Raw genomic sequence first — 16,718 nt, forward strand, 5'->3', positions numbered from 1 at the left:
GATGCCCTAACGAAGCGTGGCAGTGCGGCCTGCATAGAATGCCCCGTGCGCTGCACTGCCGATGTGCAGCCCCCCGATTTTTACCCCTTATAAGGACAACACCATGCCCCAACTGAAACTCAGCTACTTTGATATGCACGGTGGCCGCGCCGAACCAGTGCGCCTGGCCCTGCACATCGGTGGTGTGGCGTTTGACGACCATCGCTTTACCTTCCCTGAGTTTGCAGAGGTCCGCAAAGCCACCCCGTTCGGCCAAGTGCCCACGCTGGATGTGGATGGCACCCAGTTCACCCAAAGCGATGCGCTCTTGCGTTTTGCGGGCAAGCTCTCGGGCCTGTACCCCACCGACCCGCTGCAGGCGCTGTACTGCGACGAAGTGACCTACGTGGTGGAAGAAGCCGGAGCCAAAATGGGCCCCACCTTCCGAATGAGCGGTGAAGAGCAAAAGGCGGCGCGCCTGGCTCTGGTCAACGGCTCCATGCCGGTGTACCTGGGCTGGTTGCAGCAGCGCCTGCAAGCCCAAGGCGGCGAGTTTTTTGCTGATGGCCGCCTCACCGTGGCAGACCTGAAGGTGTGGGTGGATGTGCGCGCCCTCAACTCCGGCCGCTTTGACCATGTCCCCACCGATTTGGTGGAACGCGTGGCCCCGGCCCTAAACGCCCACATGCAGCGCATTGGCGAGACACCGGCCATCAAGGCCTATTACGCGCAGTTTGCAGCCAAGTAAGCGTCGGATGCAGTTGATGGAGCGGCTCATGCCGCACTACCAGTTCAGCGAGAAACACCGCTTGCTCACCCAGGCCAGCCCGGCCGCCCTGATGGACGCGGTGCTGCAGCCCGGCGTGAGTGAAGACCCGTGGGCGCGCCGATTCATCCAGCTGCGCGAGCTGCCCGACCGGCTGCGGGGCGCCTTGGGTGGCAGTAGTCGCCTGCAAAACCAGCCCCCTTTCGGGATCGACAACTTCACGCTGCTCGGGCGTGATGGCGATACTGAGGTGGCCCTGGGCCTGACAGGCCGGTTTTGGCAGGCAGACTACGGCCAGTTGCCAGTGGCGGGGGCCGACGGGTTTGCGGCATTTGCCAAGCCCGGCTGCGCCAAGCTGCTGCTGAACTTCAGCACCCAAGCCGAGGCCGGCGGCGGCACCTGGCTGCTGACCGAGACGCGGGTGTGGTGCACCGACCGAGCAGCCCTGCTGCGGTTCACCCCCTATTGGTACCTGATACGGCCAGTGAGCGGCTTGATCCGGCACCGCCTGCTCGCCCGCGTGCGCGATGCGGCTCTGGCCCAGCATTAAACCTACCGCTACCCCGAAACCGAGTAACCCCACCGCATCGGGCTTATTGCCCCGGTGCCACACTCGCGCCCCTCGTTGTTACGTTTACAGGTTTTTGAACATGCTTTTCTCTCCCCTCCAAGTCGGCGCGCTGACACTGCCCAACCGTTTCGTCCTCGCGCCACTGACCCGCACCCGCGCGGGCATGGAGCACCTGCCCAATGATTTGATGGCTGAGTATTACGCCCAGCGCGCCAGCGGCGGCCTGCTGATCACCGAGTGCACCATGGTGACTGAAGGCACCTCTGCCTTTGTGGCCGAACCCGGTGTGTACTCCGCAGAACAAATCGCCGGCTGGAAGAAAACCACCGACGCAGTCCACGCCAAGGGCGGCCGCATCTTCATGCAAATCTGGCACGCAGGTCGCGCTGCCCACCCCAGCATCAATGGCGGTGCTCGCACCGTCTCCAGCAGCGCGCTGGCCATTGAAGGTGAGATCCACACCCCTGAAGGCAAAGTGCCCCACGTAGCGCCCCACGCGCTGACTGTGGAAGAAATCAAAGAGATCGTGGCCGCTTTTGCCCAAGGCGCCAAAAACGCAATGGCCGCCGGTTTTGACGGTGTGGAAGTGCACGGCGCCAACGGCTACCTGATAGACCAGTTCTTGCGCGACGGCTGCAACCAGCGCACCGACGCGTATGGCGGCTCGGTAGAAAACCGTGCGCGTTTCTTGTTTGAAGTGCTGACTGCGGTGAGCGATGCCATCGGCTCCGACCGCGTGGGCGTGCGCCTGTCGCCCCTGAACAGCTTCAACAGCATGATCGACAGCGACCCTGTGGGCCTGACTACCTTCTTGGCGGACAAGCTCAACAGCTTCAAGCTGGCTTACCTGCACATGATGCGTGCGGATTTCTTCGGCGTGCAAAAGGCCGACGTCATGTCGGTGGCGCGCGCGAACTACAAGGGCGTGCTGATCGGCAATATGGGCTACAGCGCGGAAGAGGCTGAGCAAGCGATCAAAGACGGGAAGCTGGATGCGGTGGCTTTCGGCAATGCCTACATTGCCAACCCGGACCTGCCGGAACGCGTGAAAGCGGGTGCGGCGTTGAACACGCCTGACAGCAGCACCTATTACACGCCCGGTGCCAAGGGCTACACCGATTACCCCACGATGTAAGGGGAACCCTGCGCTCCACCCGGCCAGCACAGCCGGGGTGGGCGCTTGGGCCGCGAAGGCTTACAGGCCTTCGTGGCGGTCTGCAGCGGCAAACAGGTCCAGGGCAAAGTCGGGGTCCGACTTCTGGATACTGGCCGCAAAAGTGCGCAACTCTTCCGCCTGCTCCAGGCGGGTCTGGCCGGCACCGGATGCGCGGCCGAAAGCGGCTTGGCTCAAAGCCACCACCAGGTTTTTACCGGCTACCCACAGCGCCTGCAAGGAAGCGCCCACAGTGGGTTGTGCGTCGCGGGGCAGAGAAATGCTGTGAAGAGTCGTGCTGGCCATGGTGGGCTCCTTTAAGTAAAAACAAGTGATGTTGCACTGCAGTATAGGGTTAACCCTAGACATAATGCAAGGGTTAACCCTAATGGTCGTTGTTTCTTAGGGTGAAACGCCTAAGCCCTGCACCTCGGGCGCTTGAGTTTTGGCCCCGCGCCGCCAGCTAACCTGCATGACCGAAGCACTCCATATCGTTTGCCCCCACTGCCACACCACCAACCGGGTGAAGGCAGACCACATGTCCAGTGCGCCCGACTGCGGCAGCTGCAAGGCCCCGCTGTTTACCGGCAAGCCGGTCGACTTGACCACAGCCTCTTTTGACAAGCATTTGCACCGCAGCCATATCCCACTGTTGGTGGACTTTTGGGCGCCGTGGTGCGGGCCTTGCCGGCAGATGGCGCCCGCCTATGCCGCTGCTACCCGCCAGCTGGAGCCGCACATCCGGGTGGCCAAAGTGGATACCGAGGCCGAGCAGGCGCTGGGCGCCCGATTCCAGATCCGCAGCATTCCCACCCTTGCGCTGTTTGTGAACGGCCGCGAAGTCGCCCGCCAACCCGGAGCCATGGGGCAGGCCGATATCCTGCGTTGGGTGCAAATGCACTTGCCGGTGAAATAGCCCGCCACGCCGGCAAGGCTGTGTATAGTGGCCGTTATGGGCTCTACACTTTTTCCCGGCGGAAGAACTTGTTGGCTGCGCATTGCAGTGAGCGCGGCTTTGACCTTGGGTACAAGCCTGAGCCACGCGATGTGCTCGCGGACCATCGTGGTGCCGGCGGCACCGACGGGCTTCAATGTCAAGGTGACTGATGAGGGAGTCTCCGGCGTCTACCCGGACTGGCTGCGCGAGGTCAGTCGCAAAGCGGGTTGCCAGCTCCAGTTTCCGGTGGTGCCGCGCGCCCGGGCGGATTCGATGACCTTTGTCTCCCACCAGGCCGACATTTTGATTCCGGCCTCCCAGAACCAAGATCGCGACCAAAAGGCGCAATTTGTACACCTCGTCAACCTCACGCCCAACCTGATCACGCTCAGCACTGCGCCCTTGCCGCCCAAAGACCTCCGCTCGCTGGTAGAGCGGTCCAAACTGCGCGGCGCCTTGGTGCGCAGCTACAGCTGGGGCGATGAATACGATGCGCTGGTACAAAAGCTGACCGACGACAACCGGGTGGACTTTGTCAATGATTTAGGCACCGTGGGCCGCATGCTGCGTGCAGGGCGGGTGGACTTCACGATATTGCCACCCACGCTGCTGCACTCGGCACTGCAAACTACAGCCGACGTGGCGCAGAGTGGCGAATTTCGTTTCAGCGCGGTCATCGGACTGCCCAAATCCCGCGTGGGGGCCTACCTTTCGCGCCAGACGCTGAGCCAGACCGATATGGATCTGTTGAGCAACGCGATGGTGAAAAGCGCGCGCGAGGGCAACTTACGCGCTGTTTTTGAAAAGTACTACCCGATAGAAGTGGTCGCCGCGGACATTGTGAACAATTAATTAATAAAAAAACTTACCCCAAGCGCCTGTGGGCTGTTGTGTGGATAAGCGTGTTCACAAGCCGCGAAATCCGCGCCAGCATTGGGTTTGACAAGCCTGCCCAAAAATAAGGCAGCGCGTAGAGCATTGTTTTTAAAGGCAAAAAGCTGTGGTATGGGGGAACCGGCTGTCCGGTCCCCACGGCGCCAGAACCCCCGATGAGGTAACCTCGCCGCCTCACTGAACGACAAACACAAGGACTTTTCCATGAAAAAACTCAACGTCACTATCAAGCTGGAAATGTCGGTACCCGATGACTGGGCACTGGTAGAAACCTCTGAAGGCACCCCGGTGCTGAGCCTGCCAAATGGCCAGTTCCTGGACATCGCCATCGAGCCTTTGTTCGCAGCAGACCCCGAAGACACCTGGAGCAGCACGGAGAGCGAAGACGAACTCAACGACATTCTCGACATGGTCGAGAGCGAAGAAGTCAGCTACGAGTTTGTGACCCACTAAGCCACGCTCCATGGCGCAACCCGACCACAGCCCATCTGCCGAACGCAACAAGCACCCGATTCTGGAAGTGCTGCAAACCCTGCTGCCTGCCAGTGGCCGGGCGCTGGAGATTGCCTCGGGCACCGGGCAGCATGTGGTGTGGTTTGCGCAGCACCTGCCGCAGTGGGCCTGGCAGCCCACCGAGGTGCACCGCGGCGCGCTCTACAACATCGAGGTGCGCGCCACCGAAGCGGATTTGACCAATATCGAAGTGGCCCAGCAGCTCGATGTCTGCCGTGAGCCGTGGTTTACCGAGGGCGCCACTTGGGCGGGACCGTATGACCTGGTTTTGTGCATCAACATGCTGCACATTGCGCCGTGGGCCGCGTGCGCAGCCCTGATGCGGGGTGCCGCCGCCTGCCTGGCGCCCGGCGGGGTGCTGGTGACCTACGGGCCTTACTTTGAGGCCGGCGTGCCGCCTACCCAGAGCAACCTCGAATTCGATGCCAGCCTGCGAGCGCATGACCCGAGTTTTGGCATACGCCAATTGGCCGATGTGGCAGCCGTTGCGGCACAAGCCGGCCTGCAGCTACAAGCCCGCCACGCCCTGCCCGCCAACAACCTGTTGCTGGTGTGGGGCCGCCCCGCGAACCCTGCGGCCTAAAGCCCGAGCGCGTTAAACACCCGGATGGCGGCGTAAGCGTCGTTGGCTGCGTAGACCAGCTGGGACTCTGTGAGCCGGGGCGCCGCCCAATTGCTGGTGGCCGCCTTTTTGCTCTTGATGAAGCGCTGCCCAAACAACACTGCCACGGCACCTTTGACCCCCATGTCTTTGCGGTAGCCGCGTTCGCGGAACACCACATTGAGCTCCAACACGCCCACCGGCTCCACCCCCAGTTTGTGAAGAATGCGCTTGCGGTCATCCCCCAGGCCAAAACCGGCCTTGGCAATACCGGGCAGCGCCATGAGCTCGGCAGCCACCGCTCGGCACTCGGGGTCGTGCAGCTGAAACACCCAGGCCCGCTCAGGCGTGGAGAGTTGCAACACATGGGGTCCGTCGGAGACTTCGCCCACTTTGAAGGTGGGTTTGGACTCGGTATCAAAGCCCCAGGCGCGGGCTTGGCGCAGATTGGCCAAGGCAGCATGGGCTTGCGCGCCCTCGTTCACAAGAGTGATGCGGTCCAGGCCCAGCCGGGTAAATTCAGGCAGCAAGGCAATGGCATCTTTGTGGGGGGTGGAGTGCTGTTCGCGGGGGTTTTGTTGCATGGGGCGTATCATCGCCCACCTGCCACTGGTTGGCCTCACAGTTTTGCCCGCAGCCCACAGAGCGGCGCGGCGCACAAGGATTTCCCCATGAAAAAGACATTCCCCCTCCACGTTGAAGGCAAGCACCCCGATCGCCTGTTGGACGCCACCAAACACGAAATCCGCAAATACATGAAGCGCGAACGCAACCGCGCGCTGCCCGTGGGCGTGGATTTTTGGGACTTTGATTGCCGCTTCGGCGCTACCGAGCAAACCGCCGTAGTAGCACACCCGGCCGAGTTGATCGGCCTGATCGACGCCGCTGCCAAAGAGGGCGGCACCCAGTTCTATATTGAAATTCTGGCCAAGCACGGGGTGCGCAAGCCGCGCGACCCGTCGGCAGGCGCCACGATTGCCAACTTTTTGGAAGAGTAAGGGCGGGGCTAGCACACTCAGCGAGCCCATTCACCGCGCGTGGGGCAAATAAAGTTGAAAAAAACTTACCCCAGTCACCTGTGGGTTGCTGTGTGGATAAGCGTGTTCACAAGCCGCGAAATCCGCGCCAGGCTTAGCTTTCAACACGACGCCTAAAAAATAGGCAGCCTGACAACCCCGTTTTTTACGGGGTTTTTTTATGCTAGAGCGTTACTGCGGCTTAGCGGTGTGGGTTTGCCCCTTGCCCGCAGACTTGGCGGCGTACATGGCGCTGTCCGCCCCCAGCATGAGAGATTTCAAATCCGACCCGTGGTGGGGGTACATGGCAAGGCCAATGCTTACACCCAAGGGCACACTCACACCGTAATACGGCTGGCACAGGGCATGCACCAAGCGCTCGGCCGTTTGCAGGGCATCTGATTGGCTCACCCCGTCGAGCAACACAATGAACTCATCCCCACCGATGCGGGCCGCGACATCGGACGCCCGGATGGTGTAGCCGATGCGCTGCGCCACGGTTTTGAGCACCTCGTCGCCAATCGAGTGACCCAGGGTGTCGTTGACCTTTTTGAAACCATCGAGGTCCATGGCCAAAAGCGCCAACTCGCCGTGGTGCCGCATGGCGCTCAAAATGCTGCGCTGCGCCAACTCGTCAAACAGCAAGCGGTTGGGCAGCTCGGTCAGTGCATCGTGCTGGGCGAAAAACTTGACCTTGCGCATGGCATCTGCCGCCTGCAGCATGGCGGTGCCCACGGCTTGGGCCTCTTGCAACTCCAGGCTGGGCGGGCTCACATCCTCCCCTCGCCCGAGTGCGAGCGCCGTGTCATTGAGCTGCTGAACCGATGACATGACCTTGGCCCCTGCCCGCCGCGCCAGCCAAAACCCCAGCCCCAAGGCCAGCACCAAGCCAAGCAGCACCTGGGCGAGCTGGGCAAACAGGTGGTCATACAGGCTGCGCTGCGGTGCTGCAGCCACCACTGTCCAGCCCCAGCGGTCTGAGGTGCTGAACCCCGTGAATACCGGCACATTGTCTTTGGTCACCGACTCCAAAAAGCCGGATGAATTGCCGTCCATAGCCTGCTGCACTCGGAGCCCGACCAGCTGGCCAATGAATTTCAAGGGGTCGCGCGAACGGCCCACGATCGTGCGGCTCCGGTCCAGCACCGCGATGAGCCAGCCGTCTGGCAGCGGGCGCTGGGCAATAAGGCGGTTGATGTAATCGGGCGTCAGGCCCATGTTCAGGCTGTAAACGACCTTGTCATTGACCACGACCGGCACCCCGACCGCCATGATGTGCGCTTGGGTCGTTACGCCCTTGAAAAGATCGGTGAGCACCGTCTCGCGCTGGGCAAACACCTGCTGGAGCTGAGCGGGTGTGCCAGCTTTGGGCAAGGCTGCACCAAAGGGGAACAAGGTGTTGAGCACTTGCAGGCCTTTGGCGTCCGTCAACACATAGTTGAGCGCCATGTCAGGTGCCAAGACGTTGTTGGTAGCGTGCTGATGAAAGGCCTTGAGATCGCCACGCGCCAACTCAGGGGCTGTAGCCATGACCTTGAGGCCGGACTCGATGGCAGCGAGCTCCCGCTCGATCTCTGCCTGAATCGCACGCGCTAAGAGCACAGTCTGTTGCTCAAAGCCCTCCCGTTGCAATCGGTAGTTGCTGTAAGCCAGCCAAGCGCAAATCAGCACCGTAGGCAGCACACTGAAGATGACCAGCATCCGCAGCGCGCGCCGCAATGACACACTGCGCCGCACACGTATCCGGTTTGGCATGTGATGGCCGTCCCGCGTTGTAGTTAATCGTTTTCCTCTGTCTGCACTATGGCAGAGGATGCTTATCGGAACAACTACCAAGAAAAAAACTTACCCCATTCCCGTGTGGGCCACGCTGTGGATAACCCTAGGCACAAGCCGCCAAATCCGCGCCAGCATTGGGCTGCAACACGATGCCTATTTTTTAGGCAATTTCAAATTTCGCGAATAAGAAAAACGGCGTTTTGTCAATGAGGGAAAGTTTTGTGTTAGCACTTGCGGTGAATCGGTGTAGACGTGAAAAGCGACGCCCCGTAGGCCCGAATTACCCCTCAAAACTGTGCGCCACTCTGTGGATAACTTTGTTTACAACCGACAAAACCCGCACAAACAGGGGCTTTGGCACCGTTGCCTGTAAAGTAGTCACTGCGGGAACCAATGCCGCTTTTCACGACTCTACCCGCGCTAAAACTTTTACACGCTGCAACAACATGACCATCAAGTCCCCCTCGTCTTCCGCCCTCGCTTCGCCCACACCGCCCCAGCGCAGCCGCCTGCACCTGCTGGCACTGCCCGCCTTGCTGGGCTTGGGCGGTCTGGCCGGTTGCGGCGACAAGAAAGACGAGACGGCAGCGCCCGCTGCCAAATCCACGGCGCTGAGCCCTGCACAGGCCTACGACAAGATTGCAGCCGAGGGCAAAGGCTTCACCGTGGGCGCACTCATGGCGGCCAACCCCGCTTATGTGCTGTTTGACCCCCAGTGCCCGCATTGCGGCCATTTGTGGACAGCGTCGCAGGCGTTGCTGCCCAAGGCCAAGTTTGTCTGGATCCCGGTGTCGTTTATCAACGGCAAAAGCGCTCCGCAGGGCGCTGCAATATTGACCGCCGCCAACCCCGCCGAGTTCATGGCCGCGCACGAGGCCTCGCTGCTCGCCGGCAGTGGTGGTACCCCGTTGCCCGCGTCAGTACCGCCGGAGGTGGAAGCCATCATCAAGGCCAACACGGTGCTGTTCAATGACCTGGCTGCCGAATCGGTGCCCTACATGGTGGCCAAGAATGTCAAAACCGGCCAAGTGGTGGCCAATGCGGGTGCCATGCAAACGGCAGCATTGGCTGAGTTTTTGGGTGTGAACTAAGCGCTACAGCACCGCGTAGCGGCCCGGGCGGTGGTTGACCGCGATGAACAGGTTCATGACCACCGCCGCCAACACCGAATAGGCGACCCGCACCGGGTCGACCACAGTGAGTGCCAGTAGCACGATGGTGCAGTCCATGCCCATCTGCACCATGCCAGCGCGCCAGCCCCGTGAACGTTGCAGGTACAACGACACAATGGTAGCGCCCCCCAAACTGGCCCGGTGCCGCGCCAGAAACAAGCACCCCGAGCCCAGCAGCAGCCCGCCCAACACCGCGGCATAGGCCGGGTGCAGCCGCTCGATGGCAAACAAGCGCGGCGACCATTCAGCCATGGCAGACAAAAAGCTGATGGCCACAAAGGTTTTGATGGTGAACTCGCGGCCCATGCGCTGCCAGGCAAACCAGTAAAACGGCAGGTTGATCAAAAAGAACAGCTTGCCCAGGCTGACACCGGTCGCGTAGTGCAGCACAAATGCCGCACCCGCAGTGCCGCCGGTCAGCAACCCCGCCTGGCCGAACAAAATCAGCGCAAGGCTCACGAACAAGGTGCCGGTAAAGATGGCCTGAGCATCCTCAAACCAGGTGTGCTGCTGCACCGCCCCCTGCAATGCGGAGGGCAGCTCAACCGGCCCGCGCAGGGGCTTTTCTGGGGGGTTGGGGGGTATGGAGGTCGACATAAGCCTTACGGAGCAAGCATTGTGCCGTGCCTGCCCATGGTATGTTGACACGCTGCTTACCGGGCCACCCGCTCACCAGCTGGAAGGGTCCACCTTGAAGTAACCCTGCAACTCGCGATAGAGCGCAGCGTCGTAGCTGCGCAAGGCCGCACCTTGCTCAAAAAAAGCTTCGGTGGCGACCGAGAAAAACTCCGCCGGGTCTTGCGCGCCATAGTGGTCCAGCAGCACTTGCTCGTGCATGAAGGCCTCGCCTTGCAGGCGCTCGTAGGCGGCAGTAAACACCGCCTTCCAGCGGGCGGGATGGTGATCCGCATCACCGGGCAGTGGCATTGGTGCGCCGATCGCCTGGCCGTTTTCCTGGTCCAGCTGATGGGCGAATTCATGGATCACGACGTTGCGGCCATCGTGCGCATCGGCAGCGCCTTGGAGCACGTCTTGCCACGACAGGATGACCTGCCCTTCCGACCAGCTTTCGCCCGCCAAAGAGCGTTGCTCGGCGTGGTGCACACCCGCCGCATCGGTGTGCTTGCGCTGCACGACAAAGGCAGCGGGGTACAGCAGTATCTGGCGCACTCCGGCAAAGTAGTCCGCCGGCAGCCCGCGGGTGCGGTTGAGCAGCAGCAGGCAGGCATTGGCGGCGACCACGACCCGCATTTCTTCAGTCACCTGCAAACCATCGCAACCGATAAAGGTTTTTTCGGCCACAAAAACCTGGATGTGCTTTTTGAGCTGCAGCTGCAGGTCTGCCGGCAAACGGGCAAACATGGGAACGCGCTTGCGCAGGTGTTTGCGCCACCCGGGCGGGAACGGTTGCTGTTGCAGTCGCTCGCGCCGCCAGCGCATCCAACGCGGATACCCCAGCAGCCCGATCAGCAGCAACAACGCTGCAAGGCAAAAAATCAAAAAGGCCACAAGCTCTCCGTCAGCAGCGTTGCACTGGCTGGTTAACTGGAGCCCCTGCGGCCTTTTTCAAGCACGCCCGTCCATGCGGGGGTGCCGTGGGGTCAGGGTTAGCGCGCTACCAGTACCGGCACCGGACTCTGGGCGACCACTTTGGCCGCCACACTGCCAAGCACCAGGCGTTCAATACCCGAGCGCCCGTTGGAGCCGATCACGATCAGGTCGACGCCCAGCGTCTCTGCCGTTTGCACGATACCGCTCACGGCGGTGACATCTTCCACTAAGCGGACATCGAGCGCCACCACAGACCCCTCACGGCACAGGGCATCCACATGCGCATGGGCTTGGGCGGCGAGCTGCTGGCCGGCCGCCGCATAGGCTTGCAGGCCAGCCGGATTGAGCTCGCCAATACCGATATAGGGGTACGGGTCCGCCACATACAAAGCGGTGAGCTTGGCGCCGTGGGTGCGGGCCAAATCCACCGCCAAGCGGGACGCATGCTCTGAAGACGCAGAGCCGTCGGTTGCCAAAAGAATGTGTTTGAACATGGGAGCCTCCTGTGAATCGATGCCCTTACTGTGCGGGAAGGCGGCGCGGCCGGTCTTGATCTGCGTCACACAGAGGCGCTGGCCCGGCTTACATGGTCTGTCACATGGGCGCGCTACACTGTTCTTCAAATACAAGGAGCGTAGAAATGCTGCGACTCTTCAAAGCACTAGCCGTCGTTGGCATATCACTCACCGTGTGGCTGCAGCCTGCAGCTGGGGCAACATCGCCCATGCAATACACCTATCCGCCCCCCGAGAGCGGCTCGGATGTGCGCATGCAGTTTTACTGGGATGTATTGCAGCTCGCCCTGGAAGAAACACGCCCCAAGTGGGGACCGTTCCAGATGCAGCCAGCCCCCAAAGTGATGACGCCTGCGCGCGCGGAAATGCAGCTGAGCAACAGCCAAGATATTTCCGTTATGGCGCGCACCACCAGCCAGGAACGTGAGCGCAAGCTCTTGCCCATCCGCTTGCCCCTGGACAAGGGCCTGACAGGCTACCGCCTGTTTTTGATCAAGGAAGTCAATCAACCCGCCTTCAGCGGCATTCGCAGCACCAGCGAGTTGCGGCAGTTCACCATCGGGCAGGCTGCGAACTGGATCGATGTGGACATCCTGCGCAACGCCGGCCTGGAGGTGGTTACCGCCCCGACCTATGAGAGCCTGTTCCCCATGCTGAGCGCGGGGCGGTATGACCTGTTCTCGCGCGGAGTGAACGAAATCAGCGCGGAGCTGGCTTCCAACATCGGCAGCTATCCCGACCTCGCGGTGGAAAGAAAACTGCTGCTCTACTACCCCCTGCCCCGCTACTTTTTCTTCGCCCGCTCGCCTGAAGGTGAAAAGCTGGCCCAGCGGGTCGAGGAAGGCTTGAAGCTGTTGATGCGCAATGGCAAGTTCCAAAAGCGCTATCTGGTCTTCAAGAAAAGCATCCTCGCGGACCTGAGTCTCTCAGGCCGGCGGGTGATCCGCATCTCCAACCCCACGCTCTCGCCCGAAACGCCTTTGGCAGACAAAGAGTTGTGGGACACCCTGGAGACCGAGCTCCGCTGAGCCCGGCCACAGCCACCACCGCCTAAAACAATGACAAGTTTTCTGGCGGAGGGGTCTGGGGTTTGGCGTTGCGCGCAGCCGTAGGCGCCGCACGCGGCACCGGGGCCGGCTCAGCATGCATTTGCTCAGCGGGAAAACGCGTCATGAACGCCATCGCCTGCTGCGGGCTGGCATGCAGCCAATCGGCGTAATGCGCAGCGGGTACGATCACCGGCATGCGCTTTTCATCCCCGGGGCGGTGCATCCGCCCCATCACCGGGTGGCCATCGGCATTGACTGTGAGCAAGGTAAAGCTGTCGGCCTGCTCGCCACTGGCTTTGTCGGTCCAACGCTCCCACAGGCCGGCTACCGCAAACGGCTCTTGGTCGTGCATGGCAATCCGCCAGCGGGTTGCCCGGCCGCCTTGGGTGGCCGCATCCTCCCAGCAGGGTTCAAAAAAGCATTCCATCGGCACCAGCGCCCACTGGCGGGCCGCCCAGGCATGGCGAAAACTGGGCTTGATAGCCACCGTCTCGCTGCGGGCGTTGTAAGTGCCGCGGGCCAACTCACGGGCGTGGCGGGCATCTTTGCTCCAGGGCGGCACCATCCCGAACTGCGCCAGCTGCACCGCGGCCCCACCGGAGCTGCGCACCACCACTGGGGCGTTATAGCCCGGGTAGGTTTCTGCCGGCCAGCCGGGTGCGGCCGGGGCCACTGTGCCCAGGCGCTTGTCTAAAAAGTCAGTCCGGGCCGAGGGAATGAAGTTGGTGCACATCAGGCGAATGCTATAAAAATCATAGCTACTAGCGCAGGTATATCGTGCGCTACATGCTTATTTGACTCTTATTCGGCCTCAGGCTCTGGTGCAGCACCTTGGCCGGCAGCGGCCTCCCGCTCGTCGCTATGGCGGGGCTGCGCCGGGCGCTTGACCTTCTTGAGGCGGATAAGACGGGCCATTTCGATGGCGTCCTTCTTCATCTGGCGCTCGGCGTCGATCTGCTTGCCCTCGGCCAGCCACTGGGCAAATTGCTCCGGCGTCTCCAGGGTGATACGGCCTAGCACCGCGCTGCGGAAGTCGTGGATCACGATCTCGGCGGCTTTGTTGAGGTTGATGCGCCCGCCCGACTGCAAAGCACCACGCTTGCGCCCAATGGCGTCCAGCAACTGCTCGTCGGTTTGCCCGGCCACACCAGTGAGCTTGTAGCGCGCCTCCAGTGTGGCGGGATAGTGCTGGCGAAGGTAGTCCAGCAGCTCGAGGGCCACTTCTTCTTCATCGAATGCGTTTTTGCCGATGGCGCCGCTGGCCGCGAGGTTGTAGCCGCTCTTGGCCACGATGATGCGGGGCCACAGCACACCCGGCGTGTCATAGAGGTAAAAGTCGTCCGCAATCGTGATGCGCTGCTCGATCTTGGTGACGCCGGCCTCGTCGCCAGTTTTGGCGGCGCGCTTGCCCTTAAGAGTGTTGATCAGCGTGGACTTGCCCACGTTGGGAATGCCGCAAATCAGCACTCGCATCGGCTTGGCCATGCCGCCCCGATTAGGGGCCAGCTCGTGGCAGGCAGCCACCAGCGCTTTGGCGGGGGTGGTCATGCTCGCATCGAGCGGGAGGGCGCGCACGCCAGGCATGGCGTTGTAATGCGCCAGCCAGAGTGCGGTGCGCTCGGGGTCGGCCAGGTCTTGTTTGTTGAGCACTTTGAGCGCGGGCTTGCCTGCGGTGAGCTCGGCGAGCATGGGGTTGGCGCTGGAGCCGGGCAAGCGGGAGTCCAGCAGTTCAATCACCACATCGATCTCTTTGATGCGCTCTTGAATCGCCTTGCGGGTCAGGTGCATATGCCCCGGGAACCACTGAATTGCCATGCCGTGTGTCTTTCTGCCTGTCGCTAAACCCTGCATTGTCCCGTATGTGGCCGCCGCGCGCCGCTTAGACAGCCGCCCCTAGGAAACAGACGGTATTTAAGGTGCCTTCACTAGGGGGGATCTTGAGAATCCAAGTATTCCCTCACGATTTCACTTTGCAGGAGCTGCACATGCGCACGACCACCCTTACCCTCGCCACCAACGACCTGATCACCACCTACGGCAACACCGCCAAAAACGTGATCAATGCCTACCGCGTCGGCAATGCCCGCGCCGCCAGCTACGTTGAAAAAACCTGGTCTGCCTCTGTGCAAAAAGCCGGCAAACGCATCAGCGGCGAAGTTCGCCGCAACGCCCTCAACGCCCAGAAAAAGCTCACCGGCTACTACGTGCAAGGCGTGACGTTTACTACTGACGGTGCAGACGCTGCCGTAGACAAAGCCGTCGAGCTGGCCGGCAAGAGCCTGGAACAAGTGGCAGTGAACGCCACCCGTTTTGAACAAACCACCGGCCTGAGCACACTGGGCACCGTCGCCAACGCCGCAGTGCCTGCTGTGGTGGCTGCGAACAAAGTGGCCGCCAAGCTGGAAGCCAAGAGCAGCGACCTGGCGATCCGCCTGGCAGGCTCAAAAGTCAAAGCCAAGGCTGCAGGCGCCAAGCGTGTGGTGAAAAAGGCAGTGCGCAAGGCCGCTCCCCGCGTGCGCAAAGCCGCCGCTGCTATGGAAGCAGCAGTCGCGGTTTAAGCCGCTGCTGTGCTGCGGCGCCCTGCCAACAAGCGGTGGGGTGCCAAAAACTCTTTGAGGTAGACATCAAACGGCATGGTGTCTGCCGCCTCGATGGCGCGCTGGTCGCTCCACGACACCGCGGACTCTTGCTCAAAGAGGGCCTGCTGCGCAGCAGGCAAGGCCTGCGCCAGCATGGCATCCCGTGTGCGGTTGCTCTGCGCCAACACGAAGGCCGCGAACGAACCCCCATGGTCTTTTTGCATTGCCTGCAGTACCCGGGCGGATGGCAAGGTATCCGGCTGATCCAACCCTACTGTGGCCGCTTGCAATGCAGCGGTGTACAGCGTGTTGCCATGGGCCGCATCCAGCGCCTGTGCAAAAGGCTGCATCTGGGCCAAGAGATCGCGCCCCCAATCGACCAGCGTCACCGGCTGTCCGTCGCGCTGCAATAGCAAACCGGGTTGGCGGCCTCGCTCAGCGACGTCTTGTTGGTTGCGCGCCAGCGCTGTGATCTCGGCAGGCGAATCGTCCGGGCTGGTGGTGCCCAGACTGTGCAGCAAAAACACATCAATAAAGCGCATGGTGCTGCTGTTGATACCCACCAGCTCAAAGGGATCGAGGTCCATCAGCCGCACTTCCACATATTCGACACCGCGCTCGCGCAGCGCGTGCAGCGGCCGCTCGCCAGGGAAAGTGACCCGCTTGGGGCGGATGGTGCCGTAAAACTCGTTCTCGATTTGCAGCAGGCTGGTCCCGAGCTGGCGGTAGGCCCCGTCAGGGCCTTGCACGCCAATGGCCTCGTAGGCCGGGTAAGCCTGGGTCAACGCGCCTTGCAATGAGTGGCCGTAGCCCTCCAGGCTGTTGTAGCTCACCGCGAGCGACGATTGCGCGTCGCTCTGGTACCCCAGCCGCCCCATGCGCAGCGAAGTGGCATAGGGCAAATACATGGTGCCTTCGCTCAAGGGCTGCAGCTGGTGCTGGCGGCCGGCCACGAAGGTAGAACACACCGCAGGCGAGGCGCCAAACAAATACAACAACAAAAACGCATGGCGCCGGAAATTGCGGATCAACCCGAAATACGCTTCGCTGGACACATCCGGCATCGACCAGTTGTAGTGAATGCCCGAGATGGTTTGCATGCGCCGGCCATAGCGGTTACCCAAGCCCATGCGGTACACGGTTTTGGAGCGACCCACATTCGAGGTGCCATATTGGCCTAGCGGAATCGCATCGTCATCCGGCAAACAACACGGCATGCTCGACACCCACAGCCGCTCTTCGCCCATGCTCTGCAGGGTAAAGCGCTGCACATCGGTGAGCTCTTGCAGGCAGTCTTCAGGCTGGGCGTGTACACCGGTAATGAGCTCGACCTGCGACTCACTGAAGTCGGTCGTGATGTGCGGATGCGTCAGGGCAGAGCCCATGGCCGAGGGGTGCGGCGTCATCGCCAGACTGCCGCTGGGGAGTGCGCGCAGGCTTTCTTTTTCCAGCCCGCGTCGGATCCCGCGGAGCCGTTCGGGAGTCAGGGCGCTGAAGGCCTCTTGTGTGTTATCCATGACCAAAGGCCCTTCAGAAATCAAACGGGGGGCAAAGGTACCACAGGCGCATGAAACGTGCAGAGCAGCGGTTTCCCCCGGGTGTTACGGCCCAGATAACGTTGTTTCCCGCCATTTCAAGGCTTT

20 protein-coding genes are annotated in these 16,718 nt (G+C 61.6%); 11 read left to right on the plus strand and 9 right to left on the minus strand.

Features of this window, described 5'->3' with window-relative positions:
* The first annotated feature begins 103 nt into the window (after positions 1–103).
* The 3 genes from RAE19_RS03750 to RAE19_RS03760 all read left to right on the plus strand — a co-directional run bounded on the left by RAE19_RS03750 (position 104) and on the right by RAE19_RS03760 (position 2,451).
* On the plus strand, positions 104–727 hold the full coding sequence (locus RAE19_RS03750) for a glutathione S-transferase (protein WP_313873660.1): 624 nt from the start codon (positions 104–106) through the stop codon (positions 725–727).
* A gap of 28 nt (positions 728–755) precedes the next feature.
* Positions 756–1,295, plus strand: a complete 540-nt coding sequence (locus RAE19_RS03755; protein WP_313873661.1) for a hypothetical protein — start codon at positions 756–758, stop codon at positions 1,293–1,295.
* A 100-nt stretch (positions 1,296–1,395) separates the two neighbouring features.
* Positions 1,396–2,451 carry an alkene reductase gene (locus RAE19_RS03760; protein WP_313873662.1) on the plus strand — a complete coding sequence of 352 codons (1,056 nt, stop codon included), beginning with the start codon at positions 1,396–1,398 and terminating at the stop codon, positions 2,449–2,451.
* A 60-nt stretch (positions 2,452–2,511) separates the two neighbouring features.
* On the opposite strand, the gene RAE19_RS03765 is transcribed toward RAE19_RS03760, so the two are convergent.
* On the minus strand, positions 2,512–2,775 hold the full coding sequence (locus RAE19_RS03765) for a hypothetical protein (protein ID WP_313873663.1): 264 nt from the start codon (positions 2,773–2,775) through the stop codon (positions 2,512–2,514).
* 166 nt (positions 2,776–2,941) lie between these two features.
* Here RAE19_RS03765 and trxC point away from each other — a divergent pair, with 166 nt between their 5' ends.
* From trxC to RAE19_RS03785, 4 genes are all read left to right on the plus strand, one after another.
* The gene (gene trxC / locus RAE19_RS03770) at positions 2,942–3,385 is read left to right on the plus strand and encodes a thioredoxin TrxC (RefSeq protein ID WP_313873664.1); all 444 of its coding nucleotides are present in this window, start codon (positions 2,942–2,944) and stop codon (positions 3,383–3,385) included.
* Positions 3,386–3,484: 99 nt separating this feature from the next.
* Positions 3,485–4,258 (plus strand): transporter substrate-binding domain-containing protein, encoded by a 774-nt coding sequence (locus RAE19_RS03775; RefSeq protein ID WP_313873665.1) that lies wholly within the window; start codon positions 3,485–3,487, stop codon positions 4,256–4,258.
* Between the two features lie 246 nt (positions 4,259–4,504).
* Positions 4,505–4,753 (plus strand): hypothetical protein, encoded by a 249-nt coding sequence (locus RAE19_RS03780; protein WP_313873666.1) that lies wholly within the window; start codon positions 4,505–4,507, stop codon positions 4,751–4,753.
* A 10-nt stretch (positions 4,754–4,763) separates the two neighbouring features.
* Positions 4,764–5,396: a DUF938 domain-containing protein gene (locus RAE19_RS03785; RefSeq protein ID WP_313873667.1), complete on the plus strand. Its 633-nt coding sequence runs from the start codon at positions 4,764–4,766 to the stop codon at positions 5,394–5,396.
* On the opposite strand, the gene RAE19_RS03790 is transcribed toward RAE19_RS03785, so the two are convergent.
* Positions 5,393–5,998: a 3'-5' exonuclease gene (locus RAE19_RS03790; RefSeq protein ID WP_313873668.1), complete on the minus strand. Its 606-nt coding sequence runs from the start codon at positions 5,996–5,998 to the stop codon at positions 5,393–5,395. The genes RAE19_RS03785 and RAE19_RS03790 overlap by 4 nt on opposite strands.
* 87 nt (positions 5,999–6,085) lie before the next feature.
* Here RAE19_RS03790 and RAE19_RS03795 point away from each other — a divergent pair, with 87 nt between their 5' ends.
* Complete coding sequence (locus RAE19_RS03795) at positions 6,086–6,412, plus strand: DUF6172 family protein (protein ID WP_313873669.1); 327 nt, start codon at positions 6,086–6,088, stop codon at positions 6,410–6,412.
* A 210-nt stretch (positions 6,413–6,622) separates the two neighbouring features.
* Here RAE19_RS03795 and RAE19_RS03800 read toward each other — a convergent pair whose 3' ends face one another.
* Positions 6,623–8,185 carry a GGDEF domain-containing protein gene (locus tag RAE19_RS03800; protein ID WP_313873670.1) on the minus strand — a complete coding sequence of 521 codons (1,563 nt, stop codon included), beginning with the start codon at positions 8,183–8,185 and terminating at the stop codon, positions 6,623–6,625.
* Positions 8,186–8,655: 470 nt separating this feature from the next.
* Between RAE19_RS03800 and RAE19_RS03805 the strand changes: the two genes are divergently transcribed.
* Entirely contained in the window at positions 8,656–9,300 is a 645-nt protein-coding gene (locus RAE19_RS03805) for a DsbC family protein (RefSeq protein ID WP_313873671.1), read from the plus strand.
* A 3-nt stretch (positions 9,301–9,303) separates the two neighbouring features.
* On the opposite strand, the gene RAE19_RS03810 is transcribed toward RAE19_RS03805, so the two are convergent.
* The 3 genes from RAE19_RS03810 to RAE19_RS03820 all read right to left on the minus strand — a co-directional run bounded on the left by RAE19_RS03810 (position 9,304) and on the right by RAE19_RS03820 (position 11,426).
* The gene (locus tag RAE19_RS03810) at positions 9,304–9,978 is read right to left on the minus strand and encodes a YitT family protein (protein ID WP_313873672.1); all 675 of its coding nucleotides are present in this window, start codon (positions 9,976–9,978) and stop codon (positions 9,304–9,306) included.
* A 72-nt stretch (positions 9,979–10,050) separates the two neighbouring features.
* On the minus strand, positions 10,051–10,890 hold the full coding sequence (locus RAE19_RS03815) for a zinc-dependent peptidase (RefSeq protein WP_313873673.1): 840 nt from the start codon (positions 10,888–10,890) through the stop codon (positions 10,051–10,053).
* 98 nt (positions 10,891–10,988) lie between these two features.
* Complete coding sequence (locus RAE19_RS03820) at positions 10,989–11,426, minus strand: universal stress protein (RefSeq protein WP_313873674.1); 438 nt, start codon at positions 11,424–11,426, stop codon at positions 10,989–10,991.
* A gap of 146 nt (positions 11,427–11,572) precedes the next feature.
* Here RAE19_RS03820 and RAE19_RS03825 point away from each other — a divergent pair, with 146 nt between their 5' ends.
* The gene (locus RAE19_RS03825; protein ID WP_313873675.1) at positions 11,573–12,475 is read left to right on the plus strand and encodes a hypothetical protein; all 903 of its coding nucleotides are present in this window, start codon (positions 11,573–11,575) and stop codon (positions 12,473–12,475) included.
* A 22-nt stretch (positions 12,476–12,497) separates the two neighbouring features.
* On the opposite strand, the gene RAE19_RS03830 is transcribed toward RAE19_RS03825, so the two are convergent.
* Both RAE19_RS03830 and ylqF read right to left on the minus strand, forming a co-directional pair.
* Positions 12,498–13,229, minus strand: coding sequence for an SOS response-associated peptidase (locus RAE19_RS03830; protein WP_313873676.1), 732 nt, complete (start codon positions 13,227–13,229; stop codon positions 12,498–12,500).
* A 68-nt stretch (positions 13,230–13,297) separates the two neighbouring features.
* Positions 13,298–14,311: a ribosome biogenesis GTPase YlqF gene (gene ylqF, locus RAE19_RS03835; RefSeq protein ID WP_313873677.1), complete on the minus strand. Its 1,014-nt coding sequence runs from the start codon at positions 14,309–14,311 to the stop codon at positions 13,298–13,300.
* A gap of 170 nt (positions 14,312–14,481) precedes the next feature.
* Here ylqF and RAE19_RS03840 point away from each other — a divergent pair, with 170 nt between their 5' ends.
* Entirely contained in the window at positions 14,482–15,054 is a 573-nt protein-coding gene (locus RAE19_RS03840) for a hypothetical protein (protein ID WP_313873678.1), read from the plus strand.
* Here the strand turns inward: RAE19_RS03840 and gshA are convergent.
* Positions 15,051–16,592 (minus strand): glutamate--cysteine ligase, encoded by a 1,542-nt coding sequence (gshA, locus tag RAE19_RS03845; protein ID WP_313873679.1) that lies wholly within the window; start codon positions 16,590–16,592, stop codon positions 15,051–15,053. The genes RAE19_RS03840 and gshA overlap by 4 nt on opposite strands.
* Positions 16,593–16,718: the final 126 nt, after the last annotated feature.

This window comes from Rhodoferax potami (assembly GCF_032193805.1).
Lineage (GTDB): Bacteria > Pseudomonadota > Gammaproteobacteria > Burkholderiales > Burkholderiaceae_C > Allorhodoferax > Allorhodoferax potami_A.